Raw genomic sequence first — 25,142 nt, forward strand, 5'->3', positions numbered from 1 at the left:
GTGGGGGTCTTGTTGGTCTGTGTTGGTGTTCTGGGCGCCGCTACGACGTGTTCAGATATTCCGGGTTTCGCCCCCTCGGGCGACTCACTTTTCTTTGAACTGCGCAAAGAAAAGTAAGCAAAAGAAACGCACCCCCGCCATCCGGAACTAGGCGTCCCCGTCATGCTTCGCTCGACTCCCCTCACTCCGGCACCGCTCCGGGGTCGGCTTACAAGGGCCGTCCCTGGCCCTTTAAGCCTCTCGCGGCATCCATGCCGCTCGCCCCCTGCGCAATGCCTACGTTCGGCCTCCTGAAGGGGGAGTTAGCGCGCCTGAACGTACATCGGTTCCGGGCATGCCCGGCGTGCTCTGGTAATAGTGGATCCAGGACGTGGCCGCCGGGTTAAACCAAAACTTTCATTCGCGTAGTTTCATTCGCTTGAATAGCTTGCCGGCTTTTAGCCGGCATTCTGGTCAGCCCTAAGGCTGACCTCATGTGCAACCACTCCGTGCTACTTCTGGGTTACCTCGGTTTCAGGCGCGTGCAGAGCCCGCCCAGGAGGGCGAACGGAATCGCCGTGGAAGAGGTTGAGCGACATGGATGCCGCGACGACTGCATGGATGCAGGAGGTAGAGCGACGCAGGATGCCAAAGCCGAGAGCCGCGATGGGCCATGGATGGCCCACCGCTGCGGGCCTCTGGGGCGGCGATGGAGTGAACGAACCCTGGCGCAGCCAGGGCCGGATGACCGGGCGGAGGGTTTTGGTTACTTTTGCCCTGCAAAAGTGACTCGCCCGGGAGGGCGAAACCAAAAACATCAGCAAAAACGCGGCAATTCGGAACTGACACAAGAACAACCAACAAAGAACACAAACCTGCCAGTCCGGTATCAATCAAACCACCCCTGATCCAATACCCCAAAACAAAAAATCCGATGTCGCCATGGCGACATCGGATTTTCTGTGGCGCTGCCGACGTCATCCGGGGTTCGTCCCGGATGACCCAGGCAGAAGTGTCAGCGCTGCAATTGCTGCGCTTCTTCTGCCTTCTCGGCGGCGAGGTTGTCTTCCGAGGTGTGGTTGCTCCAGTAGTCAGCATTCTTGATGCCGAGCTTCTCGGGGTGGAACACCGGATCCTTGCCCTGATCCTGCTGCTCTTCGTAATCCTTCAGGCACTTGTAGGCGACCTTGTGCATCAGCAGGATGGCGATGATGTTCAGCCAGGCCATCAGGCCCACGCCGAGGTCACCCAGATCCCAGGCGAAGGTGGCGGTGTGCACGGTGCCGTAGACGGTCGCGGCGATGATGCCGAACTTCAGCAGCAGGGTGAGGATGGGGCGCTTCACCTTGCGGTTGATGTAGGCGATGTTGGTTTCGGCGATGTAGTAGTAGGCCAGGATGGTGGTGAAGGCGAAGAAGAACAGGGCGATGGCGACGAAGGCGTTGCCGAAGCCGGGCATCATGTTCTCCATCGCGGTCTGCACGTAGCCCGGGCCGGCCGCCACGCCGGCGATGCCGGTGAACAACGCGCTGCCATCGGGGGCCTGCACGTTGTACTGGCCGGTGATCAGCAGCATGAAGGCGGTCGCCGAGCAGACGAACAGGGTGTCGACGTACACCGAGAAACCCTGCACCAGGCCCTGTTTGGCCGGGTGGCTGACGGCCGCTGCGGACGAGGCGTGTGGGCCGGTGCCCTGGCCGGCTTCGTTGGAGTACACGCCACGCTTGACGCCCCACTGGATGGCCATGCCGACAATGGCGCCGAAACCGGCCTCCAGGCCGAAGGCGCTCTTGAAGATCAGCGCGATCACGCTCGGCAGTTGCTCGATGTTGAGCAGGATGATCACCAGGGCCACCAGGATGTAGCCCAGCGCCATGAACGGCACCACCACCTGGGTGAAGTGGGCGATACGCTTGACGCCACCGAAGATGATCAGGCCGATCAGTACGGCAAGCACGGCAGCGGTGACGTTCGGGTCGATGCCGAAGGCGGTGTTGGCGCTGGAAGCGATGGAGTTGGCCTGTACACCCGGCAGCAGCAGGCCGCAGGCGAACACGGTGACGATGGCGAACAGCCAGGCGTACCACTTCAGGCCTAGGCCACGCTCGATGTAGAAGGCCGGGCCACCACGGTATTCACCGTTGAGCTTTTCCTTGTACACCTGGCCGAGAGTGGACTCGACGAAGGCCGAGCTGGCGCCGAGGAAGGCTACCATCCACATCCAGAACACAGCACCTGGGCCACCGAAGGTAATGGCGGTGGCCACACCGGCGATGTTGCCGGTACCGACGCGGCCGGCGAGGGTCATGGTCAGGGCCTGGAACGAGGTGATGCCGTGTTCGTCGGTCTTGCCGGTGAACATCAGGCGGATCATTTCCTTGAAATGGCGAACCTGGAGAAAGCGGCCACGTAAAGAGAAGTACAAACCCACGCCGAGACAAAGGTAGATCAGTGCCGGGCTCCAGACGAGCCCGTTGAGGGTCGAGACCAGTTCGTTCATGCAATGCTCCTGGGTCTGCGGTCGCCTTTTGGGCAGTGCCGATACCCGTTGATTTGTTATAGGAAGAGGGGCGACGCTGCGAGGTGCCGACCTCTGCCGGGAGCGCTGTGCTGGTAAAGCGGGTCGCGCACGCGGCGCGAAAAGCATGACAAAGACGGTCGGTCTTGTAATTTCTCGAGGTCACAATTTGTTACGTCAAGGCGACATTTACCCCTGCAGATCGCCCCAAAGTTGCTGAGCGACGCTGAGGGCGACCACTGGCGCGGTTTCCGTACGCAAGACCCGTGGCCCCAGGCGTGCCGGCTGAAAGCCCGCTTGTCTGGCCTGTTCTACTTCTGCGTCGTTTAGGCCACCTTCCGGGCCGATGAGAAAGGCCAGGTTGCTCGGTCTGGCATGGCTGTGCAGGGCTTCGGCGACCGGGTGCAGCACCAGTTTCAGATCGGCTTCGACTCGCTGCAGCCAGGCCGTCAGTTCCAGCGGCGGATGGATCACTGGCACCACCGAGCGGCCGCATTGCTCGCAGGCACTGATCGCCACTTGGCGCCAATGGGCCAGGCGCTTGTCGGCGCGTTCGTCCTTGAGGCGCACCTCGCAGCGTTCGGAGACGATCGGGGTGATCTCGCTGGCACCCAGCTCGGTGGCTTTCTGAATCGCCCAATCCATGCGCTCGCCACGCGACAGGCCCTGGCCCAGGTGAATCTGCAGGGGGGATTCGGTTAGGCCCGCGATGGCCTCGCGCAGCTCGACCCGCACGTTCTTCTTGCCCACCTCGATCAGCTCGCCGCGGTATTCCTGGCCACTGCCATCGAACAGTTGCACGGCATCGCCGACGCCGTGGCGCAGTACGCGCGCAATGTAATGGGCCTGCGCCTCGGGCAAGTCGTGCTGGCCAAGGGACAGAGGGGCATCGATGAAGAAGCGGGATAGGCGCATAAAGGCAGCTACAAGCGGCAAGTTTGAAGCCGCAAGTTTAAAGCACCAGGCGCTCCTGCTGTTACTTGCGGCTTGTCGCTTGCAGCTTGACGCTTCCCTTAGCCCGGATCGCGGTGATCCGGGTAGCGGCCGTCCACCGCCACGCTGACTGACTCGCGGGTGGCGATGTCGATGCCTTCGCTGGCCACCTCGGCGAGAAAATCGATCTGTTCCGGGGTAATCACATAGGGCGGCAGGAAGTACACCACGCTGCCCAGCGGGCGCAGCAGGGCGCCGCGCTCCAGCGCATGCTGGTAGACGCGCAGACCACGGCGCTGCTGCCAGGGGTAGGCGGTCTTGCTGGCCTTGTCGGCGACCATCTCGACGGCCAGGGCCATGCCAGTCTGGCGTACTTCGGCCACGTGCGGATGATCGGCCAGGTGCGCGGTGGCGCTGGCCATGCGCAGGGCCAGGGCCTTGTTGCGCTGGATCACGTCGTCATCGCGGAAGATGTCCAGGGTCGCCAGGGCCGCTGCACAAGCCAGCGGGTTGCCGGTGTAGGTGTGCGAATGGAGGAAGGCGCGCAGGGTGGCGTATTCGTCGTAGAAGGCCGCATAGACTTCATCGGTGGTGAGCACGGCAGCCATGGGCAGGTAGCCGCCGGTGAGCGCCTTGGACAGCACCAGGAAGTCCGGGGTGATGCCGGCCTGCTCGCAGGCGAACATCGTCCCGGTACGGCCGAAGCCGACGGCGATCTCGTCATGGATCAGGTGCACGTCGTAACGGTCGCAGGCCTCGCGCAACAGCTTGAGGTAGATCGGGTGATACATGCGCATGCCGCCGGCGCCCTGGATCAGCGGCTCGACTATCACAGCGGCGACTTCGTGGTGGTGCTCGGCCAGCGTCTGCTCCATGTGGGCGAACATGGCGCGCGAGTGCTCTTCCCAGCTCACCCCTTCGGGGCGCAGGTAGCAGTCCGGGCTGGGCACCTTGAGGGTGTCCAGCAGCAGCGCCTTGTAGGTGTCGGTGAACAGCGACACGTCGCCCACCGACATCGCCGCCACCGTCTCGCCATGGTAGCTGTTGCTCAGGGTGACGAAGCGCTTCTTGTTCGACTGGCCGCTGTTGAGCCAGTAGTGGAAACTCATCTTCAGCGCCACCTCGATGCCCGAGGAGCCGTTGTCGGCGTAGAACACCTTGTTCAGCCCGGCCGGGGTGATCTGCACCAGGCGCTCGGACAGTTCGATTACCGGCTCATGAGTGAAGCCGGCGAGCATGACGTGTTCGAGGCTCTCCAGTTGCTCGCGGATGCGCGCATTGATGCGCGGGTTGGCATGGCCGAAGACGTTGACCCACCAGGAACTGACGGCGTCCAGGTAGCGCTTGCCGGCGAAGTCTTCCAGCCACACGCCTTCGCCACGGCGTATGGGGATCAGCGGCAGGCGCTCGTGATCCTTCATCTGGGTGCAGGGGTGCCAGAGGACTTCGAGGTCGCGTTGCATCCAAGGGGCGTTCAGGCTCATCACGGGTCTCCCTGTTCTCGGCCGCACAGCCTAACAGATGCTGCCCGGGGCGCGCCCGTTGCCGTCCATCCTGCGCGGCCTGCCGTCTGGCGGCGCTGTGGCAACTTCGGCGTGCCGCTCGCGACTAAGCTCCTTGGTCGATGAACCGTCTAAATATCGTATTTCTCGATATTTCCAAGCGAAAAATTCCTCTTTAATTCGATACGTTTCTCGCTAGTCTTTTCCCACTCACTTTCACGGACGCACGATATGCAGTGGCGCAACACCCTCGCACGATACGGTCTGGTCAGCATCACGCTGCACTGGCTGGTGGCTCTGGCCGTGTTCGGCCTTTTCGCCCTGGGTTACTGGATGGTGGGCTTGAGTTACTACGACCCTTGGCGCCAGGACGCACCGTCCTTGCACAAGAGCATCGGCATCCTGCTGTTCGCAGTGATGCTGCTGCGGGTGCTGTGGCGCCTGGCCAATCCGGCGCCGGCACCGCTGGCCAGCCATGGCGCGCTGACCCGCCTGGCCTCGAAGCTGGGCCATGGCCTGCTGTATCTCGGCCTGTTCGGCGTGATGATTTCCGGTTACCTGATCTCCACCGCCGATGGGCGGGGTATCGAGGTGTTCGGCCTGTTCAGCGTGCCGGCCACGCTTACCGCCATCCCTGACCAGGAAGACGTCGCCGGTGACATCCACCGCATTCTCGCCTGGGGCTTGGTGATCTTCGCCGGCATCCATGGCCTGGCGGCACTCAAGCATCATTTCATCGACCGTGACAGCACGCTGCTGCGCATGTTCGGCCGCTGATCCATACCGGGCGAACGATTCGCCCATTTACGCTACGACCTGCAAGGAGACTCAAGATGCTGAAGAAAACCCTCGCTGCACTGGCACTCGGTTCTGCATTGATCGGCACTCAGGCCATGGCCGCCGACTACATGATCGACAAACAAGGCCAGCATGCCTTCGTCAACTTCAAGATCAGCCACCTGGGCTATAGCTGGCTGTACGGCACTTTCAAGGACTTCGACGGCAAGTTTAGCTTCGATGCCGCCAAGCCCGAGGCCAGCAGCGTCAGCGTTACCCTGAAGACCGCCAGCGTCGACACCAACCACGCCGAACGTGACAAGCACATCCGTAGCGCCGACTTCCTCAACGTGAGCAAGCACGACACCGCGACCTTCGAGTCCACCTCGGTCAAGTCCACCGGTGAAGGCACCGCCGATATCACCGGCAACCTGACCCTCAACGGCGTGACCAAGCCGGTGGTGATCGCCGCCAAGTTTATCGGCGAAGGCAAGGATCCATGGGGCGGCTACCGTGCCGGCTTCGAGGGCACCACCACCCTGAAACTCAAGGACTTCGACATCACCAAGGATCTCGGCCCGGCTTCGGAAACCGTCGAGCTGATCATTTCGGTCGAAGGCATTCGCCAGTAAAGAAAGCGGCCGCTCGAGGCTAGCTGATGACCCTCTCCCATTTAATGGGAGACGACTGCAAGGATGCAGGAGCTAAAGCCGAGGGTGCCCGAAGGGCGGGAGAGGGCTGGTTCTTCACCAGCCTCTTTCCGTAAACAAGAACGCCGCCCTTAAGGGCGGCGTTCTTGTTGGTGCGCTGGCGCGGCAGGATAACCGCCGGAGCCCAGCGGCGTTTCCTGTGTCCCGCGCTTACTCGTCGCGGTTGCGCGTCAGCAGGGCCGGTTTCTCGCCGCGCGGGCGGCTGCCGTTGGCCAGTTCGTCGAGCTGCTCCGGGGTCGGGAAGCGATCCAGGCGCGAACTCTTGTGCACGATTACCGGTTGGCGCTCGCGCGGATTGCGCACGGCCGCCTCGGCGCGCGGCAACTCGTCACGGTCCAGCGAGGTGATGCGGCCATCGTGGGCAGGGCGACGTGAGCCGCCAGCACCGTTACGGCCCTGGCCACCACCGCCTTGGCGGCGACCCTTGCCAGCCTGCTGGCCAGCCGGCTTGGCACCGCCATTGTTACGTGGCGGCTTGTTTGCCGGGCGCGCAGCACCTTGGGCGCCGCCACTGCCAGCGCCACCGCGACGGCCACGCGATTGCGACTTGTTCTGGTTGGGGCTGACGTAGTCGACGCGGTTGCCGAAGTTGTCGATTTCGTCGTCGAGGAATTCTTCCGGGTCACGGTTCGGCGGCAATGCCGGCACGGCCGGGCTGGCCGCTGCGCTGTCGCCTTTGGGCGAGCGGCGCTTGCGGTCGCGGCGAGGTTTGGCAGGTTGATCCTTGCCAGCATCCTTGCCCTTGTCTTTGCGGCCACCGTTTTCATGCTCGGCCTTGGTTTTGTTGTCGCCGCCGTTCTGAGCCTTCTGGGGCTTCTGCCCACGTTGCCCGCCACGCGGCTGGCGTGGCTCGCGCACTTCTGGGCGCTCCGCTTCCACGGCGCTGGCGTCGAAGCCCATCAGGTCGCCATCGGGGATCTTCTGCTTGGTCATCCGTTCGATGCTCTTGAGCAGCTTTTCCTCGTCCGGGGCGACCAGGGAGATGGCCTCACCGCTGCGCCCGGCACGGCCGGTACGGCCGATGCGGTGCACGTAGTCTTCCTCGACGTTGGGCAGCTCGAAGTTGACCACGTGCGGCAACTGGTCGATATCCAGGCCGCGGGCGGCAATGTCGGTGGCGACCAGGATGCGCATCTTGTTCGCCTTGAAGTCAGCCAGGGCCTTGGTGCGCGCGTTCTGGCTCTTGTTGCCATGGATCGCGGCGGCCGGCAGGCCGTGCTTGTCGAGGTATTCGGCCAGGCGGTTGGCGCCGTGCTTGGTGCGGGTGAACACCAGCACCTGCTCCCAGGCACCCTGGGTGATCAGGTGGGCGAGCAGGGCACGCTTGTGGCTGGCCGGCAGGCGGAACACACGCTGTTCGATGCGCTCGACCGTGGTGTTCGGTGGGGTGACCTCGATGCGTTCGGGGTTGTGCAGCAGCTTGCCGGCCAGGTCGGTGATGTCCTTGGAGAAGGTGGCCGAGAACAGCAGGTTCTGGCGCTGTGCCGGCAGCTTGGCCAGCACCTTCTTGACGTCATGGATGAAGCCCATGTCGAGCATTCGGTCGGCTTCGTCGAGCACGAGGATCTCGACGTGGGCCAGGTCGATGGCCTTCTGGTTGGCCAGGTCGAGCAGCCGGCCGGGGCAGGCCACGAGCACATCGACACCCTTGGCCAGGGCCTGCACCTGCGGGTTCATGCCAACGCCGCCGAAGATGCAGGCGCTGACGAATTTCAAATCGCGGGCATAGACCTTGAAGCTGTCATGCACCTGGGCGGCCAGTTCGCGGGTGGGGGTCAGCACCAGCACGCGCGGTTGTTTCGGGCCGTGACGTTGTTCGCGATCCGGGTGACCGCCTGGGAACAGGCGTTCTAGGATCGGCAGGGCGAAACCGCCCGTTTTACCTGTACCCGTCTGGGCCGCCACCATCAGGTCGCGACCTTGCAACACGGCGGGAATGGCCCGCTGTTGCACCGGAGTGGGCTGGGTGTAGCCGGCGGATTCGACCGCACGGACTAAAGCCTCGGAGAGACCGAGGGAGGCAAAGGACATGAGCAATCCTGTACTAGTGAGGGCGTGGCCCTGGGGGTGTAGAGCCTGGCTTGAATCACGCGTTGGGGGAGCATGATCCCGTCCGGTACTGCTGGCTTCCGAGAACCAGCATCCGGGCGCAAGCCTGGCGGGAAGTCCCGAGTATAACAGAGCATGCGCGTTGCGCACCTATCAGCCTGTCGGATGGATCACAGGATGGCTCGAACCGGCCCGTTAACGGGCCGGCCGCTTGTGAGGCGCCGCATGCGCGACGTTCTGCCCCGTGTGGCTCAGGAAACCACGCGGTAGCAGGGCTCGTAGGCGCTGCCGCCGGGCAGCTTCATCCGGTGCTGCTCGACGAAGGCCTGCAGCAGGCGATCCAGCGGCTGCATGATGCTGCTCTCGCCGCGAATCTCGTAGGGGCCATGCTCCTCGATCAGGCGGATGCCGTTTTCCTTGACGTTGCCGGCGACGATGCCGGAGAAGGCGCGGCGCAGGTTGGCGGCCAACTCGTGCAGCGGCTGCTGGCGGGTCAGGTTGAGGCTGGCCATGTTGGCGTGGGTGGGCTCGAAGGGGTGCTGGAAGCCCTCGTCGATCTTCAGCAGCCAGTTGAAGTGGAAGGCGTCGTTGCGCTCGCGACGGAAACGCTCCACTTCCTTGATGCCAGCGTGCATCGCGCGCGCCACCTCGGCCGGGTTGTCGAGGATGATGCGGTAGCGTTGCTGCGCCCCTTCACCCAGAGCAGCGCCGATGAAGGCATGCAATTGCTCCATGTAAGCCGCCGCGCTCTTCGGCCCGGTGAGCACGACCGGGAAGGGCAGCTCCTGGTTGTCCGGGTGGGTGAGGATGCCCAGCAGGTAGAGGAACTCCTCGGCCGTGCCGGCGCCACCGGGGAAGATGATGATGCCGTGGCCGACGCGCACGAAGGCTTCCAGGCGCTTCTCGATGTCCGGCAGGATCACCAGTTCGTTGACGATGGGATTCGGTGCCTCGGCGGCGATGATGCCCGGCTCGGTCAGGCCCAGGTAGCGGCCCTTGAGGTTGCGCTGCTTGGCGTGGCTGATGGTGGCGCCCTTCATCGGCCCCTTCATCACGCCCGGGCCGCAGCCGGTGCAGATGTCCAGGCCACGCAGGCCCAGCTCGTGGCCGACCTTCTTGGTGTACTTGTACTCCTCGGTGCTGATCGAGTGACCGCCCCAGCACACCACCATCTTCGGCTCGACGCCGCTACGCAGGGTGCGGGCGTTGCGCAGCAGGTGGAAGACGTAGTCGGTGATGCCTTCGGAGCTGTCCAGGTCGATGCGCTTGTTCTCCAGCTCGCTCTGCGTGTAGACGATGTCGCGCAGGGCGCTGAACAGCATCTCGCGGGTGCTGGCGATCATCTCGCCATCGACGAAGGCATCGGCCGGCGCGTTGAGCAGCTCCAGGCGAATACCGCGATCCTGCTGGTGGATCTTCACCTCGAAATCCGGGTAGGCCTCGAGGATGGTCTTGGCGTTGTCGCTGTGCGAGCCGGTATTGAGGATCGCCAGGGCGCATTGGCGGAACAGGCGGTAGACGCTGCCGGAACCGGTTTCGCGCAGTTGCTGCACTTCGCGCTGGGAGAGGGTTTCCAGGCTGCCCTTGGGGCTGACGGAGGCATTGATCTTGGAGCGTTTGAGCATACGGACGATCCTTCGGGGCGAGGCGAGGAGGCAAGAGCGGCGGGCTGTCCGTGGCGGACAGCCCGAAGACAAGCACCTTAACGCGGTAGCTTGAGATTGTTCCAGATGGCCAGGCTGGGGCCAGCCAGGTTCATGCTGTAGAAGTGCAGGCCCGGCGCTCCGCCTTGCAGCAGGCGTTCGCACATTTCCGTGATCACCTGTTCGCCGAAGGCGCGAATGCTGTCGCTGTCATCGCCGTAGGCTTCCAGTTGCTTGCGCACCCAGCGCGGGATCTCGGCGCCGCAGGCGTCGGAGAAACGGGCCAGCTTGCTGTAGTTGGTGATCGGCATGATGCCTGGCACCACGGGGATGTCCACACCCAGCTTACGCACGCGCTCGACGAAGTAGAAATAGCTGTCGGCGTTGAAGAAGTACTGGGTGATGGCGCTGTCGGCACCGGCCTTAGCCTTGCGCACGAAGTTGGCGATATCGCTCTCGAAGTTGCGTGCCTGCGGGTGCATCTCCGGGTAGGCGGCCACTTCGATGTGGAAGTGATCACCGGTCTCGCTGCGGATGAACTCCACCAGTTCGTTGGCATAGCGCAGCTCGCCGCTGGCCATGCCCATGCCGGATGGCAGGTCGCCGCGCAGGGCGACGATGCGCCTGATACCGGCCGCCTTGTAGGTGTGCAGCAGCTCGCGCAGCTCGGCCTTGGAGTCGCCGACGCAGGACAGGTGTGGTGCCGTGGGCACCTTCACCTCGCCATCGAGCTGCAGCACGGTGCTCAGGGTGCGGTCACGGGTCGAGCCGCCCGCGCCATAGGTGCAGGAGAAGAAATCGGGTTGGTACGCAGCCAGTTGGAGGGCCACGTCCAGCAGTTTTTCATGCCCGGCTTCGGTCTTCGCGGGGAAGAACTCGAAGCTGTAGCGACGTTCTTGAGACATGGAGAAGGTTCCCTTCTCAGCGGCAAGCCTCAAGCCCCAAGCTGCAAGTGGAGTCGTTTCCTCTTGCAGCTTGCGGCTTGCGGCTTGTAGCTGCTGTTAGTAGCGATAGGTATCCGGCTTGAACGGGCCTTCCACGGACACGCCGATGTACTGGGCCTGCTGCTGGGTCAGTTGGGTGACCACGCCACCGAAGCCCTTGACCATCTCCAGTGCCACTTCTTCGTCCAGCTTCTTCGGCAGCACTTCCACGGTCAGGCGAGCGGACTTCATTTCGGCCGGCAGGTTGGCGAACTTCTGCTCGAACAGGAAGATCTGCGCCAGTACCTGGTTGGCGAAGGAGCCATCCATGATGCGGCTCGGGTGGCCGGTGGCGTTACCCAGGTTCACCAGACGGCCTTCGGCCAGCAGGATCAGATAGTCGTCATTGGCCGGGTCGAACTGGCCGGCGCCGGTGCGGTGGATCTTGTGCACCTGCGGCTTGACCTCTTCCCAGGCCCAGTTCTTGCGCATGAAGGCGGTGTCGATCTCGTTGTCGAAGTGACCGATGTTGCAGACCACGGCGCGCTTCTTCAGCGCCTTGAGCATATTGGCGTCGCAGACGTTGACGTTGCCGGTGGTGGTGACGATCAGGTCGATCTTGCCCAGCAGAGCCTTGTCGATGCAGGCGTCGGTGCCGTCGTTGATGCCATTGATGTAGGGCGAGACCAGCTCGTAGCCATCCATGCAGGCCTGCATGGCACAGATCGGGTCGACCTCGGAGACCTTGACGATCATGCCTTCCTGACGCAGCGAAGCGGCCGAGCCCTTGCCTACGTCACCGTAGCCGATGACCAGCGCCTGCTTGCCCGACAGCAGGTGGTCGGTGCCGCGCTTGATGGCGTCGTTGAGGCTGTGGCGGCAGCCGTACTTGTTGTCGTTCTTGCTCTTGGTCACGGCGTCGTTGACGTTGATCGCCGGGACTTTCAGGGTGCCGGCCTTGAGCATGTCGAGCAGGCGGTGCACGCCGGTGGTGGTTTCTTCGGTGATGCCGTGGATCTTGTCCAGCATCTGTGGGTATTTCTTGTGCAGGATCTCGGTCAGGTCACCGCCGTCGTCCAGCACCATGTTGGCGTCCCACGGCTGGCCGTCCTTGAGGATGGTCTGCTCGATGCACCACTCGTACTCCTCTTCGGTCTCGCCCTTCCAGGCGAACACCGGGATGCCGGCGGCGGCGATGGCGGCCGCGGCCTGATCCTGGGTGGAGAAAATGTTGCAGCTCGACCAGCGCACTTCCGCGCCCAGGGCGGTCAGCGTCTCGATCAGCACGCCGGTCTGGATGGTCATGTGGATGCAGCCGAGAATCTTGGCGCCCTTGAGCGGTTGGCTGGCGGCGTACTTGCGGCGCAGGCCCATCAGTGCCGGCATCTCGGATTCGGCGATGGTCAGTTCCTTGCGGCCCCAGTCGGCCAGGGAAATATCGGCGACCTTGTAGTCGTTGAAAGCGCTCATGAAAGCTCTCCATTCGTTGTCTGCGAATGGGCGCCGTTGATGCGTTTGGATAACGCCCCATCCGAGCCTGACAAGCCGGCATTGACCGACTTGCTGCAGCGCCCCTCGGACGGGTGGCGGGAGCGACCGGGCAGTGCCGGTCGCGTGAAGCCTGTGGATTATAGCGAGCCGGGCGGCGCTGCCCAAGGTTTTCCGTCGTGGCTTCGAGGGTGGGGGTGTCACAGGGTTTTCCAATCACTGGCCCTATGTTTGCAAAGGTCGTGGTGCTAAAGCGTCAGGGCCGCTTGGCCTGAACGCCTGCCTTGGTGTGGTGGACGCGCCCGATGACCTTCAATAGGGGGGAAGCAAGCATGAAAGACCTGAGCAACCTGGATGTGACCGTGCATAGCCCAGAGGCTCTGGGCCAGTACAACGAGGCGGTGACCGTGCTCTGCCGCTTCGCTGACCCTACTGCCCATGTCGAGCGCATGCTGGCCATCGAGCCGACCTTCGCCATGGGGCAGGTGTTCAACGCCCACATTGCCCTGTGGAGCACCGATCGTGCCGACCTGCAGCCTGCCTGTGACAGCCTGGCGCAGGCTCAGGGTGTCGACGGCGGTAAGCTGAATCGCCGCGAGCGCATGCATCTGGCGGCGTTACAGGCTTGGGTGGGCGGCGACCTGCACAAAGCGTCGCAGCTATTCGATGCCCTGCTGATCGAGTACCCCACCGATCTGCTGGCGCTGCTCAGTGGTCACCAGATCGATTTCTTCGTCGGCGATGCCCTCAATCTACGTGATCGCGTCTCCCGGGTGCTGGGTGCGTGGGACACGCAGCACCCCTGCTACGGCTATCTGCTGGGCATGCTCGCGTTCGGCCAGGAGGAGGCCGGTCACTATGAGCTGGCCGAACACACGGCGCGGCAAGCCGTGGCGCGCAACCCTGGAGACATCTGGGGTATTCATGCGCTGGCTCATTCGCTGGAAATGCAGAACAAGTTCGCCGAGGGCCTGCACTTCATGCGCGAGCACGAGGCGACCTGGGCCGTTGATAACGGCATGGTTTCCCACAATGCCGTGCATCTGGATCTGTTCCTGCTCGAGGCGAACGACCTGGCCGGCGCCCTGGACGCCTACGACCGTTACATCAACTTCCCGGGTGTCGCCCCCTTGCCGATGGTGCTGCTGGATGGCTCATCGGTACTCTGGCGTGTATATCTCGAGGGGCATGATGTGAGTGCACGGGCACAGTGCCTGGCCGAGACCTGGAGCCCCAAGATCGATCAGTGTTTCTATGCCTTCAACGATGCCCATGCCGTTATCGCCTACTGTGCCAGTGGGCAACTGGATATAGCCGCAAGGTTGGTAGTGACGCTACGTGACTATCTGCGCGAAGGAGATGCGTCGACCTCCAACCATTTCATGACGCGAGAGGTGGGATTGCCGGTCTGCGAGGCCATTCTGGCATTCGCGCGTGCTGACTACGCGACCAGCATCGACCGTCTGATGGGCATCAAGAACAAGACCCACTTGTTCGGCGGCAGCTTGATTCAGCGCGATGTGTTCTCTCGCACCTTGCTGGAGGCGGCGATTCGGTCCAGACATAAACCGCTCGCCAGTGCCTTGATCAGTGAGCGCCTGTCGCACAAGCCCAGAAGTCCTTACAACCAGCTCAAGGCGGAACAGGTTCGGGCACTCTAGTGCCTGGGCGAATTGCGGCACAGGCACTATCCGCTCACCTAGGCGTTTCAGTCAACGGCCAGGTAATGCTTGGTGAAGCTATCGCTCACTACCTCCCAGAGGGTGTTGGTGCCGCTGGCGACGAAGAAGGCGTCGCCGGCCTTGTAGTGGGCGGTTTCGCCGGTGGCCTCGTTGGTGATCTTCACTTCGCCGAGGGTCACCACGGCTTGCTCATGGAAGGTATAGGGCAGGCGGAAGCGGCTGCGGCGCACGCCGAAGTAGCCGGCGCTGACCGATTCGTCCTCGGTGGCGAAGGTGGTGAGAGCGTACATGGCGTTATCGCCGTCGATCATCTCGACACCGATGTCTTCGAGCGTGCCGCTCAGTTCCAGTTCGTCCAGGGTGATGCCTTGCTTGATGCTGTGCAGCATGTGGGTTCTCACTCGTCGAAGGGTTGAGGTCTTTGCCCACGCTAGCAGGCCCGAGCGTTCGAGCCATGCGCATCTGCGACATCGGCAGCCAGGGAAGCGCCTCGACGCATGGATACGATGATCGTGGTGATCGAGCGCAGCGCCTGATCGCCCTGATCATTGGCTGCAATGCCTTGTCCGCTCCTCGTTGTAGCCATGGACGTGATGGGGGCGAGAGGCCAAGCTGAGCCTTCCCTATCCTGCTGCGGAGCTGCCTCATGACCCTCGCCTACTGGTGCGTACTGATCGCCATTGTCCTGCCCTATCTGGGAACCGCCAGCGCCAAGTTCCTCGGCCCTGGCTACGGGCCGCGCGCCAATCAGGATCCGCGCGCCTTTCTCGGTAGCCTGCAAGGCTGGCGCAAGCGGGCCGACAATGCCCAGCAAAACGGCTTCGAGGTCACGCCTGCCTTCGCTGCTGCAGTGATCATCGCCCACCTGGCCGGTGGTGCCGCGCAAGGGCTGCTCGATCAGTTGGCCGTTGCCTTCATCGTCAGCCGTGTGCTGTATCTGCTCTGCTACCTGGCCGGCTGGGGTGTGCTGCGCTCGCTGGTCTGGTTTGCCGGCATGGGCGTGATCGTCGCGCTGTTCGTGGTCTCGGCCTGATTGCCCAGCGACTGCCAGCCCTGGCTGAATCCAGGCTGACAGCGGAAGGATCTGCACGCTTCTGCGACATTTGCGGGCTTGGCCTGGTTTCGGCAAGTGGCGATACTGGCGCCCCCATGTCGCCAGGAAGTCGTGTCGATGACGCTGAAGAAACTGTTGCTGCTCGCCTGTGCCTGCCTGATGTTGGCGGCCTGCGGGGGCGTCGACCCTGATTCGCCGCTGGGCAAGCGCCAGGCCTTGTTCAAGCAGATGCTCAAGGTCAGCGAGAACCTGGGCGGCATGTTGCGTGGGCGCATTCCCTACGACGAAGCGGCTTTCATCTCCGGTGCGGCAAAGCTGGACAAGCTGTCGCACGAGCCCTGGCAGCACTTCCCCCAGGTGCGTGACGACGAGCGCAGCAAGGCCACCGATGAGGTGTGGCAACGCCAGGCGCGTTTCCATGAAATGGCCCGCGATCTCGAGGCGGCTACCGCTGCGCTGGTGCAGGCCACTACTTCCACGCCACTGCGGCGCTCGACGCTGGAGCCGGCCATGCAAGGCGTCGAGGATAGCTGCGAAGCCTGCCACAAGGCCTTTCGCGCCTACTGATCGGCCTCTGCCTCTGCCTCTGCCTCTGCCTCCGCTTCGGCCTGGGCCTGCTGCAGTTCGGCACGTGCTTCGGCCAGCTCGGCCTGACGCTGGGCGATCTTCTTCTGGTCGCCCTCGCCCAGGGCCTCACGTAATGCCTGCTCGTGTTCCTGTACGGCCTGGCGGGCTTCTTCCACGCTGGCCAGGCGCTGGCGATGCAGGGAGACGTCGTCGCAATAGGCATCGACATTACCCAGCGCCCGGCGCAGCCCGTCCAGGGCCTGTTCATCGCCGCGCTGCTCGGCAGCGGCGAGTTTGTCCTGCAGGACTTGGCGCTTGCTGGCGCAGTCGAACTCGGCCTGGGCGGTGAATACGGGGGTGGCGTTCAGCCCGGCGGTGAGCAGCAGGCCGAACACTGTGGCTTGACGGATCATGGTAGTTCCTCGTGAGTGCCTATTGGGAGGTGACCCCTGGCACTGCCTGAGGTTCGGCCGAAGCGGCGACTCCGGATCCAGATTCGATCCTTGGGTGCGCTTGGAAAGCAGCCACTCCGGCACGCTGCAGTTGCGCCCCCAGGCGCTGCACTTCCGGGTGGGCGAAGAACGCCTGCAACTGATCCGCACGCTTGAGTCCCACGCCCGGTTGGCGCCGCCAGTCGTCCCGGCTGCGAGCCAGCAGGCTGGGCCAGTCGGCGTGAGGGTCACTGTCGAAGCCCGGAGGTGCGCCGAGGGCGCTCAACCATTGCCACAGGGTTTTGTCCTTGGCCTGCTGGAAGGTCGCCTGTAGCTGCGCGGCGCGTCTTGGGCCGATACCGGGCAGCGCCTGGAGCTGGCTGGCATCGAATTCCAACCAGTCCAGCAGGCCATGCAGCGGCAGGCTGCTCCAGGTGCCGGGGCCGACGCCGCTCATGTCCAGACCGTGCTTGCCGCTCAGCCAGGCCAGGCGCGCCAGAAACTGCTGCTGGCACTGCGCGCTGCTGCGCCAGCAACTGAGCGCGTGATAGGACTCGGCGCGCGGTACCTGCACGTCGGCACGCTGCTGGCTGCGCCAGATCACCTCCTCGAGCTGAGGAATGGTCAGCCCGGAGAGGCGGATGGCCACCTGGTCGCCGGGGCGGATGTCCAGGTTTTGCCAGCGCTGCAGCGAGCCGACGGCGACGCGGCGGACGCGCCGATCATCGAGCTGCACCGGCTGCAGTTCCAGCACCGGGCTGATGCGCCCGCTGCGCCCGATGTTGAATTGCACCTTCTGCACCACGGCCAGGGCCTGGCTGACCGGGTATTTCCAGGCCACCGCCCAGTGCGGCGGTGCAGCCTGCCAGCGCTGACCGCTTGGCCGCTGGCCCTGGCGCAGCACCACGCCATCGCTGGCGAAGGGCAGGGCGCTGCGATACCAGTGCTGGCGCCAGCGCCTGGCCTGTGCCAGGTCGGCGAGTGGCTGGGTGTAGCGACTGCTGTCGGCAAAGCCCAGACGCTGCAGGCCGGCCAGGCGCTGTGGCATGTCTGGCGGGCCATCCGGCCAGTCCCAGACGAACAGGCCGACCTGGGCGGCCTCATCAGGGGTGATGCTTTGCCGTGCCATCAGGCCGGCGACCTTGCCGCGTGCCCCCGCGCTGCCGTCACGTGCCTGTTGGTGGCCGTCCAGACGCCAGTACAGCTCACCCTGCAAGGTGGCATCCAGCGCTTGTGGTAGATCTTCAGGAATGGCGGGTAACTGCCGAGCATGGGCCGTCCAGTCCTGCCCGCTGTGTCCGTTGCCACGGCTGATGGCCTGTTGCAGACGGCCTTGCAGGTAGACCAGGGTGACGGCGACGCCGTCGACCTTGGGCTGGATCCACAGGTCGTCGCGACCGACTATCCATTGGCCGATGGCGGCTTCGTCGAGCTTGCGCAGGCCGGTCTGGGCAAAGGGATGGGCCAGCTCGGTAACGGCGCCGGTCAGGGCGCTGGCGGGATCCTGCTGAGGGGTGCCAAAGCAGCTCTGCCAGTCGCTCAGGCGAGCAAGCGCCTGGTCGTACAGCTCATCGGCCACCGGGCTGTGGCCGTGATTGTGGTAGGCGTCGTCCCAGGTGGCGATCTGGGTTTGCAGCGTGGCCAGCTCGTTGGCGGCCCTGGCTTCAGGCCAGTCGGGGCAGGGGGAATTGGCGTGGCACCAGAGAGGAGCGGCCAGGATGAAGAGTGCGAGCGGATTGCGCATGGTTCCTCCGTGAACCTTGGGGAGCTTTTTGGCTAGTCAGCGGGCTGCTATTGTCTCGCGTCATTTTTACTCTTTTACTCTAGCCAAGGAGCGGTAAATGGTCATCGTCGGATTCTTCATCGCCTTGGGAGCCTGGGTCTGGTCGGTGGCGCGTGGCATCCAGGTGTCCTTGATCTGCGTCGTGCTCAACTTCATGTTCCCGCCTGTCTCGCAGGGTATCTTCGCTCTGTACGAGCCGCCCATGCGTGCTCCGTTGCTGTTCATGACGATTGGGTTGGGGATGATGTACCTCGGCGGCGGCCTCAAGATTTCCTGAGGCTCTGTGCGAAAAGTGCCTGCGCTCGGTGATGCTTCGTTAAAAACGGGTTGGAGCGCCAGCCCGGTCAAATGCTCATTTACAGCTCGTAAACTCGAATGCGAGCCCAGTCTGTTCCTCACCCGTTTTTGCGGGGCCGCCATCGGTATCGCCTGACCTCCGCTCGACGACTTTTCGTACAGAGCCTGAGGCGTATAAGCGCAAAAGCCCCGCACAGCTCGCGCTGGCGGGGCTTTTTTGCGGGCGGCGGTTACAGGCCGGCGGCTGCGCGCAGGGCTTCGACCTTATCGGTCTTCTCCCAGGTGAAGGTGGTGAAGCTGTCGTCGCCGACGGTCTTCTGTACCGGGTTGCGGCCGAAGTGGCCATAGGCGGCGGTGTCGCGGTACATCGGATGCAGCAGGTCGAGCATCTTGGTGATGGCGTAGGGGCGCAGGTCGAACACCTCGCGTACCAGCTTGATGATCTTGTCTTCGGCGATCTTGTGGGTGCCGAAGGTGTTGATCGAGATGGAGGTGGGCTGGGCCACGCCGATGGCGTAGGACACCTGAATCTCGCAGCGCTCGGCCAGGCCGGCGGCAACGATGTTCTTGGCCACGTAGCGGCCGGCATAGGCGGCGCTGCGGTCGACCTTGGACGGGTCCTTGCCGGAGAAGGCGCCGCCGCCGTGACGGGCCATGCCGCCGTAGCTGTCGACGATGATCTTGCGCCCGGTCAGGCCGCAGTCGCCCACCGGGCCACCGATGACGAAGTTGCCGGTCGGGTTGATGTGGAACTGGGTGTCCTTGTGCAGCAGTTCAGCCGGCAGGCTGTGCTTGATGATCAGCTCCATCACGGCTTCACGCAGGTCTTTCAGCGACACGTCCGGGTTGTGCTGGGTGGACAGCACCACGGCGTCGATGCCGGCGACCTTGCCGTTCTCGTAGCGGCAGGTGACCTGGGATTTGGCATCCGGGCGCAGCCACGGCAGCAGGCCAGACTTGCGCGCTTCGGCCTGGCGCTCGACCAGGGCGTGGGAGAAGCGGATCGGTGCCGGCATCAGTACGTCGGTCTCGTTGCTGGCGTAGCCGAACATCAGGCCCTGGTCGCCGGCGCCCTGGTCTTCCGGCTTGGAGCGGTCGACGCCCTGGGCGATGTCCACCGACTGCTTGCCGATGATGTTGATGACGCCGCAGGTGGCGCCGTCGAAGCCGACGTCGCTGCTGGTGTAGCCGATGTCGTTGATCACGTCGCGGACGATCTGCTCCAGGTCGACCCAGGCGCTGGTGGTGACTTCCCCGGCGACGATGGCCACGCCGGTCTTGACCAGGGTTTCCACGGCCACGCGGGCGTGCTTGTCCTGGGTGATGATGGCGTCGAGCACCGCATCGGAAATCTGGTCGGCGATCTTGTCCGGATGCCCTTCGGACACGGACTCGGAGGTGAACAGGGAGTATTCGCTCATGGGTGGGTTCCTTGTGTGCCGTAACGTGGAGCGCTTCGCTCGCCAGGCTGGGCGAAGTGCCGTAACTGAATCTGAAAACCGTTCTTCAGACCGATATAGAGGCTTTCCCCGGGGATCAGCCCGGCGGCGCTGGCCCAGCGCGACAGGTCGTCCTGCTCGAAGCCTAGCCAAAGATCGCCGCAGGCTTCGCGCGCCCAGCTCTGGTCGTGGCTGCACAGCTCGCTGATCAGCAGGCTGCCGCCGGGTTCGACGTGCCGCGCCAGTTGCCGGAAGGCTTCGGCCGGGGTGGCGAAATGGTGCAGCACCATGTTCAGCACCACGCAGTCGGCGCGGCTCGGCTGCGCCTCGTCGAGGGCATCGGCCAGGCGCAGTTCGACGTTGCTCAGGCCTTCGGCCTGGCAGCGCTGGCGCGCCAGCTCAAGCATCGCCTCGCTGTTGTCCAGCGCGGTGACGCGGGCGAAGCGCCGGGCCAGCTCGGGCAGGAAGGCGCCATCGCCGGGACCGATTTCCAGGGCGCTGGCCGAGGCCGGCAGGTGCAGGGCGTCGAGCAGGGTGAGCAGGCTGTCGCGGTACTGCGGCAAGCCGGCGATCAGATCCTGCTGAGCCTGGAAGTTATCGGCGATGCGGGCGAAGAAATCGCGGCTGACCGCTGCGCGATGACGATGTACGGCAGCGATGCGCGCCTGCAGGGCATCGGCCAGCGGCAGGCCGTCGATCTCTTCCAGCAGCGCAACGTGCAGCGTACCTACAGGCAGCGCGCGGCGATAGAAGATGGCATTGCCTTCACGGCGGGTGGCCACCAGGCCGGCCTGGGCCAGTACCTTGAGGTGATGGCTCATGCCTGACTGGCCCATGGCGAATATCTGCGCCAGCTCCAGCACGCCGAACGAATCGTTGCTCAGCACGCGCAGCACATTCAGACGCAACGGATCGCCGCCGGCCTTGCACAGGGCGGCGAGCGTGTCGCAGGGGTCGAATGCCAACTCGGGTGCGCGTAAGGTCATGGAGGCGCAGTCTAGTCGGTCATTTTTCATACAGCAAGGCCAATATCAAAAAATTTTGATATTGGCCTTGCTGGCTAGTCGAGCGTCTCGCTCAACGCCAGGAAGGCTGCGGGGGCGGGGCTGAGGCTGGCACCCTGGCGCCACAGCACGTGCAGCTCGCGCTCGATCTGTAGATCCTGCACTGGCAGGTGATGCAGCTCGCCACTGGCCAGTTCGCGCTCCACCACCCGCTGTGACAGCCAGGCGATGCCCTGGCCGTCGGCGAGCAGGCGCTTGAGCGTCTCGGTGCTGCCGATGGCCATGCCGGCGCAAGGTTCCAGGCCGTGGTCGCGGTAGGCCTGTTCGATGCTGTTGCGCGCCCCGGAGCCGGGTTCGCGCATATACAGCGGGTAGGCCTGCAACTGCGCGGCGTCGAGCCGCTGGTGGCGGGCCAGCGGGTGACTCGGGGCGACCACCGGCAGCAAGGCATCGCGGGCCAGCAGGCAATGGGCGTAGGCCTCCTGGGCGAAGGGGCCTTCGACGAAGCCGAGGCTGATGCGGCCCTCGTCCAGTTGCCGGGTCACCACGTCGGTGTTGCTCACCTCCAGGCTGATGAAAATGTGCGGATGCTCGCGGCGAAAGCGGCTGATCAAGGGCGGTAGCAGGTAGGCGCCCAGGGTGGCACTGGCGCCCATGTGCAATTCCCCTTGCTCCACCTGGGCGAAGTCGCGCAGGTCGCGCTCGGCGGCGCTTTCCAGGGTGAAGATGCGTTGTGCGTAGTCCAGCAGGCGCAGGCCACCTTCGGTCAGTTGTACGCCGCGCGGCAGGCGGTCGAACAGGCGCAGGTCGAGGCTGGCTTCGAGGTCGCGAATCTCCCGCGTCACCGCTGGCTGGCTGATGTGCAGGCGCTCGGCGCCAGCGCTGATGCTGCCGGCCTCGGCCACGGCGAGAAAGACCTTGAGGTGATGAAGGTTCATGCTGCTCTTGTATAAATGAAAGGCATGCTTTGGATGCTGAATATGTATTTTAAATATGGCAAGGCGCTTCTTAACCTGTGCGCGTCATCCATGCCACGGGATCACCCGACCATGCCGCGCCCTTTCAGCCGTTTGCCAGAGCCATTGGCCTTCATTCGCCACTTCACGCCCAACTGGTTCGCCGCGACCATGGGCACGGGTGTGCTGGCGCTGGTCATCGCTCACTTGCCCTGGCAGTTACCGGGGCTGTTCTTGCTGGCCGAGGGCTTGTGGTTGTTCGCTGTGTTGCAGTTCGCCCTGTTCAGCTTGCTGTTCGTGATGCGCCTGGTGCTGTTCCGCGACACCCTGTGGCCCATGCTGCTGCATCCGGTGCAGTCGATGTTCCTGGGCGCCATTCCCATGGGGCTGGCGGTGTTGATCAAGGGGCTGCTGCTGTTTGGTGTGCCGCGCTGGGGCGAGGGTGTCTACGCGCTGGCCCATCTGCTGTGGTGGCTGGATGCGGCGCTGGCGCTGCTCGGCGCATTGCTGGTGCCCTATCTGATGTTCACCCGACAGGATCATGCGCTGGAAAAACTCACTGCCGTCTGGCTGTTACCCATAGTCGCTCCGGAGGTGGCGGCCAGCACGGCCGGTGCCCTGGCGCCCCATCTGCCCGTCGAGGCCGCGAGGCAGTTGCTGGTCGCCGGTTTCGTGCTCTGGGGCCTGTCGCTGTCGCTGGTGTTTCCCCTGATCACCCTGGTGCTGCTGCGCCTGGCCCTGCACAAACTGCCGGATACCGATTTCGCCGCCACTAGCTGGCTGCCGTTGGGGCCTGTGGCCACGGGCTGCCTGGGCCTGCTGAGCCTAGGGCAGGCAGCGCCTGCTGCCTTCGCCGGCACCGCCTTGGCTGGCGCCGCCGAACTGGCTCAGAATTTCGGCCTGGTCGGTGGCCTGGCGCTATGGGGCGCCGGGCTGTGGTGGTTGGTGATCGCCATTCTGTTCACCCGCCACTACATTCGCGACAACATGCCGTTCAACCTGGGCTGGTGGGGCTTCATCTTCCCTCTGGGTGTGTTCACCCTGGCCACCTTCGAGCTGCAGCACCTGACCGGGCTGGCCATGTTCGGGCTGATCGGCCTGGTACTGGCGGTACAGCTTGCGGCGGTCTGGTCGCTGGTGTTCAGCCGCACCCTGGCCGGGGTCTGGCACGGTGAGCTGTTCCGGGCGCCTTGTCTGGGCAATCCGGCAAGCCCGGCGGTGAGCGTATTGAGCGAGCAAGCCGGTTGATTCGCCTTCTGCGACTATCTGTCATTGCTCCAGGGGGGCCGGCTGGGCGAAAATGGCCGCCTTTTTCGCCCCCTTCATTCGTGAAGCAGCCCCCGTAGGAGATTTCAGCGATGCCCAGCCGTCGTGAGCGAGCCAATGCCATTCGTGCCCTCAGCATGGATGCCGTGCAGAAAGCCAACAGCGGCCACCCCGGTGCCCCCATGGGCATGGCGGACATCGCCGAGGTGCTGTGGCGCGACTACCTCAAGCACAATCCGAGCAATCCGAGCTTCGCCGACCGTGACCGCTTCGTGCTGTCCAACGGTCATGGCTCGATGCTGATCTATTCGCTGCTGCACCTGACCGGCTACGACCTGTCCATCGACGACCTGAAGAACTTCCGTCAACTGCACAGCAAGACGCCGGGCCATCCGGAGTACGGCTACACTCCGGGCGTGGAGACCACCACCGGCCCGCTCGGCCAGGGCATCGCCAACGCCGTCGGCTTCGCCATCGCCGAAAAGGTGCTGGGCGCGCAGTTCAACCGCGAAGGCCACGACATCGTCGACCATCACACCTACGTGTTCCTCGGCGACGGCTGCATGATGGAAGGCATCAGCCATGAGGTCTGCTCCCTGGCCGGCACCCTGGGCCTGGGCAAGCTGATCGCCTTCTACGACGACAACGGCATCTCCATCGACGGCGAGGTCGAGGGCTGGTTCACCGACGACACCCCGCAGCGCTTCGAGGCTTATGGCTGGCAGGTGATCCGCAATGTCGACGGGCACGACGCCGAAGAGATCAAGATCGCCATCGAGACCGCGCGCAAGACCCTGGATCAGCCCACCCTGATCTGCTGCAAGACCACCATCGGCTTCGGTTCGCCGAACAAGCAGGGCAAGGAAGAGTGCCACGGCGCGCCGCTGGGCAATGACGAGATCGCCCTGACCCGCGCCGCGCTGGGCTGGAACCATGGCCCGTTCGAGATTCCCGCCGAGATCTACGCCGAGTGGGACGCCAAGGCTGCCGGCGCTGCCGCCGAAGCCGCCTGGAACGACAGGTTTGCCGTTTACGCCGCCGCCTTCCCCGAGCTGGCTGCCGAGTTCAAACGCCGCATCGCCGGCGAGCTGCCGGCCGACTTCGCCGAGAAGGCCGCCGCCTACGTGCGTGAAGTGGCCGAGAAGGGCGAGACCATCGCCAGCCGCAAGGCCAGCCAGAACACCCTCAACGCATTTGGCCCGCTGCTGCCGGAATTCCTCGGCGGTTCGGCGGATCTCGCCGGCTCCAACCTGACCCTGTGGAAGGGTTGCAAGGGCGTTTCGGAAGCGGACGCTTCCGGTAACTACCTGTTCTACGGCGTGCGCGAGTTCGGCATGAGCGCCATCATGAACGGTATCGCCCTGCACGGCGGCTTCGTGCCTTACGGCGCCACCTTCCTGATCTTCATGGAATACGCGCGCAACGCCGTGCGCATGTCCGCGCTGATGAAGAAGCGCGTGCTCTACGTGTTCACCCACGACTCCATTGGCCTCGGCGAGGATGGCCCGACCCACCAGCCGATCGAGCAACTGGCCAGCCTGCGTGGCACGCCGAACCTCGACACCTGGCGTCCCTGCGACGCCGTGGAATCGGCCGTGGCCTGGAAGCATGCCATTGAGCGTACAGACGGCCCCAGCGCCCTGGTGTTCAGCCGCCAGAACCTGCCGCACCAGAGCCGCGATGCCCAGCAGCTTAGTGATATCGAGCGTGGCGGATACGTGCTCAAGGACAGCGCTGGCGAGCCGGAGCTGATCCTGATCGCCACCGGTTCGGAAGTCGGTCTGGCCATGCAGGCAGCGGCCAAGCTGGAAGAGAAGGGGCGCAAGGTGCGCGTGGTGTCCATGCCGTCCACCAGCGTGTTCGACCAGCAGGACGCCGCCTATAAGCAGGCCGTACTGCCGCTGGAAGTGGGGGCGCGCATCGCCATCGAAGCCTCGCACGCCGACTACTGGTACAAGTACGTCGGTCTGGAAGGGCGCATCATCGGCATGACCACCTTCGGTGAGTCGGCGCCGGCTGCCGCGCTGTTCGAGGAGTTCGGCTTCACCGTCGACAACGTCGTTGCCACTGCCGAAGACCTGCTGGAGGACTGACGCCAGCCACGAGCTGCAAGCCGCAAGCAGGGATGTGCTCTGCCTGCG

At 64.1% G+C, this 25,142-nt stretch carries 21 protein-coding genes and 1 riboswitch; of the genes, 8 read left to right on the forward strand and 13 right to left on the reverse strand.

Going from position 1 to position 25,142, the window contains the following annotated elements:
* Positions 1–994: 994 nt before the first annotated feature.
* The 3 genes from PVE35_RS01745 to PVE35_RS01755 all read right to left on the reverse strand — a co-directional run bounded on the left by PVE35_RS01745 (position 995) and on the right by PVE35_RS01755 (position 4,914).
* Entirely contained in the window at positions 995–2,479 is a 1,485-nt protein-coding gene (locus PVE35_RS01745) for an alanine/glycine:cation symporter family protein (protein ID WP_268180767.1), read from the reverse strand.
* A 207-nt stretch (positions 2,480–2,686) separates the two neighbouring features.
* The gene (locus PVE35_RS01750; RefSeq protein WP_277373583.1) at positions 2,687–3,412 is read right to left on the reverse strand and encodes a 16S rRNA (uracil(1498)-N(3))-methyltransferase; all 726 of its coding nucleotides are present in this window, start codon (positions 3,410–3,412) and stop codon (positions 2,687–2,689) included.
* Positions 3,413–3,510: 98 nt separating this feature from the next.
* Positions 3,511–4,914 (reverse strand): adenosylmethionine--8-amino-7-oxononanoate transaminase, encoded by a 1,404-nt coding sequence (locus tag PVE35_RS01755; protein ID WP_277373584.1) that lies wholly within the window; start codon positions 4,912–4,914, stop codon positions 3,511–3,513.
* Positions 4,915–5,163: 249 nt separating this feature from the next.
* Here PVE35_RS01755 and PVE35_RS01760 point away from each other — a divergent pair, with 249 nt between their 5' ends.
* Together PVE35_RS01760 and PVE35_RS01765 are read left to right on the forward strand one after the other, a co-directional pair.
* The gene (locus tag PVE35_RS01760) at positions 5,164–5,709 is read left to right on the forward strand and encodes a cytochrome b (protein ID WP_268180773.1); all 546 of its coding nucleotides are present in this window, start codon (positions 5,164–5,166) and stop codon (positions 5,707–5,709) included.
* A 56-nt stretch (positions 5,710–5,765) separates the two neighbouring features.
* Positions 5,766–6,341 carry a YceI family protein gene (locus tag PVE35_RS01765; protein ID WP_277373585.1) on the forward strand — a complete coding sequence of 192 codons (576 nt, stop codon included), beginning with the start codon at positions 5,766–5,768 and terminating at the stop codon, positions 6,339–6,341.
* Between the two features lie 228 nt (positions 6,342–6,569).
* Here PVE35_RS01765 and PVE35_RS01770 read toward each other — a convergent pair whose 3' ends face one another.
* The 4 genes from PVE35_RS01770 to ahcY all read right to left on the reverse strand — a co-directional run bounded on the left by PVE35_RS01770 (position 6,570) and on the right by ahcY (position 12,504).
* Positions 6,570–8,450 (reverse strand): DEAD/DEAH box helicase, encoded by a 1,881-nt coding sequence (locus PVE35_RS01770; protein WP_277373586.1) that lies wholly within the window; start codon positions 8,448–8,450, stop codon positions 6,570–6,572.
* A gap of 269 nt (positions 8,451–8,719) precedes the next feature.
* On the reverse strand, positions 8,720–10,093 hold the full coding sequence (gene ppnN / locus PVE35_RS01775) for a nucleotide 5'-monophosphate nucleosidase PpnN (RefSeq protein ID WP_277373587.1): 1,374 nt from the start codon (positions 10,091–10,093) through the stop codon (positions 8,720–8,722).
* A 77-nt stretch (positions 10,094–10,170) separates the two neighbouring features.
* Positions 10,171–11,016 carry a methylenetetrahydrofolate reductase [NAD(P)H] gene (gene metF, locus PVE35_RS01780; RefSeq protein ID WP_277373588.1) on the reverse strand — a complete coding sequence of 282 codons (846 nt, stop codon included), beginning with the start codon at positions 11,014–11,016 and terminating at the stop codon, positions 10,171–10,173.
* A gap of 96 nt (positions 11,017–11,112) precedes the next feature.
* Entirely contained in the window at positions 11,113–12,504 is a 1,392-nt protein-coding gene (ahcY, locus tag PVE35_RS01785) for an adenosylhomocysteinase (RefSeq protein WP_277373589.1), read from the reverse strand.
* A gap of 21 nt (positions 12,505–12,525) precedes the next feature.
* A riboswitch (S-adenosyl-L-homocysteine riboswitch) is annotated at positions 12,526–12,617 on the reverse strand.
* Between the two features lie 237 nt (positions 12,618–12,854).
* Here ahcY and PVE35_RS01790 point away from each other — a divergent pair.
* A complete protein-coding gene (locus tag PVE35_RS01790) occupies positions 12,855–14,183 on the forward strand; it encodes a tetratricopeptide repeat protein (protein WP_277373590.1) in 1,329 nt (442 codons plus the stop codon).
* Positions 14,184–14,230: 47 nt separating this feature from the next.
* Here the strand turns inward: PVE35_RS01790 and PVE35_RS01795 are convergent, their stop codons facing one another.
* Positions 14,231–14,593: a cupin domain-containing protein gene (locus PVE35_RS01795; RefSeq protein ID WP_277373591.1), complete on the reverse strand. Its 363-nt coding sequence runs from the start codon at positions 14,591–14,593 to the stop codon at positions 14,231–14,233.
* A 257-nt stretch (positions 14,594–14,850) separates the two neighbouring features.
* On the opposite strand from PVE35_RS01795, the gene PVE35_RS01800 reads away from it, so the two are divergent.
* Together PVE35_RS01800 and PVE35_RS01805 are read left to right on the forward strand one after the other, a co-directional pair.
* On the forward strand, positions 14,851–15,237 hold the full coding sequence (locus PVE35_RS01800) for an MAPEG family protein (protein ID WP_268180786.1): 387 nt from the start codon (positions 14,851–14,853) through the stop codon (positions 15,235–15,237).
* Positions 15,238–15,375: 138 nt separating this feature from the next.
* Complete coding sequence (locus PVE35_RS01805) at positions 15,376–15,825, forward strand: cytochrome c (protein ID WP_277373592.1); 450 nt, start codon at positions 15,376–15,378, stop codon at positions 15,823–15,825.
* Here PVE35_RS01805 and PVE35_RS01810 read toward each other — a convergent pair.
* Together PVE35_RS01810 and ligB are read right to left on the reverse strand one after the other, a co-directional pair.
* Complete coding sequence (locus PVE35_RS01810) at positions 15,819–16,238, reverse strand: DUF1090 domain-containing protein (protein WP_268180789.1); 420 nt, start codon at positions 16,236–16,238, stop codon at positions 15,819–15,821. The genes PVE35_RS01805 and PVE35_RS01810 overlap by 7 nt on opposite strands.
* A 19-nt stretch (positions 16,239–16,257) precedes the next feature.
* Positions 16,258–18,000, reverse strand: a complete 1,743-nt coding sequence (gene ligB, locus PVE35_RS01815) for an NAD-dependent DNA ligase LigB (RefSeq protein ID WP_277373593.1) — start codon at positions 17,998–18,000, stop codon at positions 16,258–16,260.
* Positions 18,001–18,097: 97 nt separating this feature from the next.
* Here ligB and PVE35_RS01820 point away from each other — a divergent pair, with 97 nt between their 5' ends.
* A complete protein-coding gene (locus PVE35_RS01820) occupies positions 18,098–18,316 on the forward strand; it encodes a hypothetical protein (protein WP_277373594.1) in 219 nt (72 codons plus the stop codon).
* 250 nt (positions 18,317–18,566) lie between these two features.
* On the opposite strand, the gene metK is transcribed toward PVE35_RS01820, so the two are convergent.
* The 3 genes from metK to PVE35_RS01835 all read right to left on the reverse strand — a co-directional run bounded on the left by metK (position 18,567) and on the right by PVE35_RS01835 (position 21,717).
* On the reverse strand, positions 18,567–19,757 hold the full coding sequence (gene metK, locus PVE35_RS01825) for a methionine adenosyltransferase (protein ID WP_268180795.1): 1,191 nt from the start codon (positions 19,755–19,757) through the stop codon (positions 18,567–18,569).
* The gene (locus PVE35_RS01830; RefSeq protein ID WP_277373595.1) at positions 19,754–20,761 is read right to left on the reverse strand and encodes a metalloregulator ArsR/SmtB family transcription factor; all 1,008 of its coding nucleotides are present in this window, start codon (positions 20,759–20,761) and stop codon (positions 19,754–19,756) included. The genes metK and PVE35_RS01830 overlap by 4 nt, the downstream gene beginning before the upstream one ends.
* 74 nt (positions 20,762–20,835) lie before the next feature.
* Positions 20,836–21,717 (reverse strand): LysR family transcriptional regulator, encoded by an 882-nt coding sequence (locus PVE35_RS01835; RefSeq protein ID WP_277373596.1) that lies wholly within the window; start codon positions 21,715–21,717, stop codon positions 20,836–20,838.
* 111 nt (positions 21,718–21,828) lie between these two features.
* Here PVE35_RS01835 and PVE35_RS01840 point away from each other — a divergent pair, with 111 nt between their 5' ends.
* Entirely contained in the window at positions 21,829–22,983 is a 1,155-nt protein-coding gene (locus PVE35_RS01840; RefSeq protein WP_277373597.1) for a TDT family transporter, read from the forward strand.
* 110 nt (positions 22,984–23,093) lie between these two features.
* Positions 23,094–25,094 (forward strand): transketolase, encoded by a 2,001-nt coding sequence (gene tkt, locus PVE35_RS01845; RefSeq protein ID WP_277373598.1) that lies wholly within the window; start codon positions 23,094–23,096, stop codon positions 25,092–25,094.
* Positions 25,095–25,142: the final 48 nt, after the last annotated feature.

Origin of the sequence: Pseudomonas sp. AA-38, assembly GCF_029457475.1 — a bacterium.
GTDB lineage: Bacteria > Pseudomonadota > Gammaproteobacteria > Pseudomonadales > Pseudomonadaceae > Aquipseudomonas.

What these genes read in the sequence shown, in the direction of transcription:
- PVE35_RS01810 (WP_268180789.1), bottom strand. Translation starts at nt 16,238, where the DNA reads ATGATCCGTCAAGCCACAGTGTTCGGCCTGCTGCTCACCGCCGGGCTG.
- PVE35_RS01765 (WP_277373585.1), top strand. Translation starts at nt 5,766, where the DNA reads ATGCTGAAGAAAACCCTCGCTGCACTGGCACTCGGTTCTGCATTGATC.
- PVE35_RS01790 (WP_277373590.1), top strand. Translation starts at nt 12,855, where the DNA reads ATGAAAGACCTGAGCAACCTGGATGTGACCGTGCATAGCCCAGAGGCT.
- ppnN (WP_277373587.1), bottom strand. Translation starts at nt 10,093, where the DNA reads ATGCTCAAACGCTCCAAGATCAATGCCTCCGTCAGCCCCAAGGGCAGC.
- ahcY (WP_277373589.1), bottom strand. Translation starts at nt 12,504, where the DNA reads ATGAGCGCTTTCAACGACTACAAGGTCGCCGATATTTCCCTGGCCGAC.
- metK (WP_268180795.1), bottom strand. Translation starts at nt 19,757, where the DNA reads ATGAGCGAATACTCCCTGTTCACCTCCGAGTCCGTGTCCGAAGGGCAT.
- PVE35_RS01830 (WP_277373595.1), bottom strand. Translation starts at nt 20,761, where the DNA reads ATGACCTTACGCGCACCCGAGTTGGCATTCGACCCCTGCGACACGCTC.
- PVE35_RS01745 (WP_268180767.1), bottom strand. Translation starts at nt 2,479, where the DNA reads ATGAACGAACTGGTCTCGACCCTCAACGGGCTCGTCTGGAGCCCGGCA.
- PVE35_RS01770 (WP_277373586.1), bottom strand. Translation starts at nt 8,450, where the DNA reads ATGTCCTTTGCCTCCCTCGGTCTCTCCGAGGCTTTAGTCCGTGCGGTC.
- tkt (WP_277373598.1), top strand. Translation starts at nt 23,094, where the DNA reads ATGCCCAGCCGTCGTGAGCGAGCCAATGCCATTCGTGCCCTCAGCATG.
- PVE35_RS01840 (WP_277373597.1), top strand. Translation starts at nt 21,829, where the DNA reads ATGCCGCGCCCTTTCAGCCGTTTGCCAGAGCCATTGGCCTTCATTCGC.
- metF (WP_277373588.1), bottom strand. Translation starts at nt 11,016, where the DNA reads ATGTCTCAAGAACGTCGCTACAGCTTCGAGTTCTTCCCCGCGAAGACC.
- PVE35_RS01750 (WP_277373583.1), bottom strand. Translation starts at nt 3,412, where the DNA reads ATGCGCCTATCCCGCTTCTTCATCGATGCCCCTCTGTCCCTTGGCCAG.
- ligB (WP_277373593.1), bottom strand. Translation starts at nt 18,000, where the DNA reads ATGCGCAATCCGCTCGCACTCTTCATCCTGGCCGCTCCTCTCTGGTGC.
- PVE35_RS01835 (WP_277373596.1), bottom strand. Translation starts at nt 21,717, where the DNA reads ATGAACCTTCATCACCTCAAGGTCTTTCTCGCCGTGGCCGAGGCCGGC.
- PVE35_RS01820 (WP_277373594.1), top strand. Translation starts at nt 18,098, where the DNA reads ATGGTCATCGTCGGATTCTTCATCGCCTTGGGAGCCTGGGTCTGGTCG.
- PVE35_RS01755 (WP_277373584.1), bottom strand. Translation starts at nt 4,914, where the DNA reads ATGAGCCTGAACGCCCCTTGGATGCAACGCGACCTCGAAGTCCTCTGG.
- PVE35_RS01805 (WP_277373592.1), top strand. Translation starts at nt 15,376, where the DNA reads ATGACGCTGAAGAAACTGTTGCTGCTCGCCTGTGCCTGCCTGATGTTG.
- PVE35_RS01800 (WP_268180786.1), top strand. Translation starts at nt 14,851, where the DNA reads ATGACCCTCGCCTACTGGTGCGTACTGATCGCCATTGTCCTGCCCTAT.
- PVE35_RS01795 (WP_277373591.1), bottom strand. Translation starts at nt 14,593, where the DNA reads ATGCTGCACAGCATCAAGCAAGGCATCACCCTGGACGAACTGGAACTG.
- PVE35_RS01760 (WP_268180773.1), top strand. Translation starts at nt 5,164, where the DNA reads ATGCAGTGGCGCAACACCCTCGCACGATACGGTCTGGTCAGCATCACG.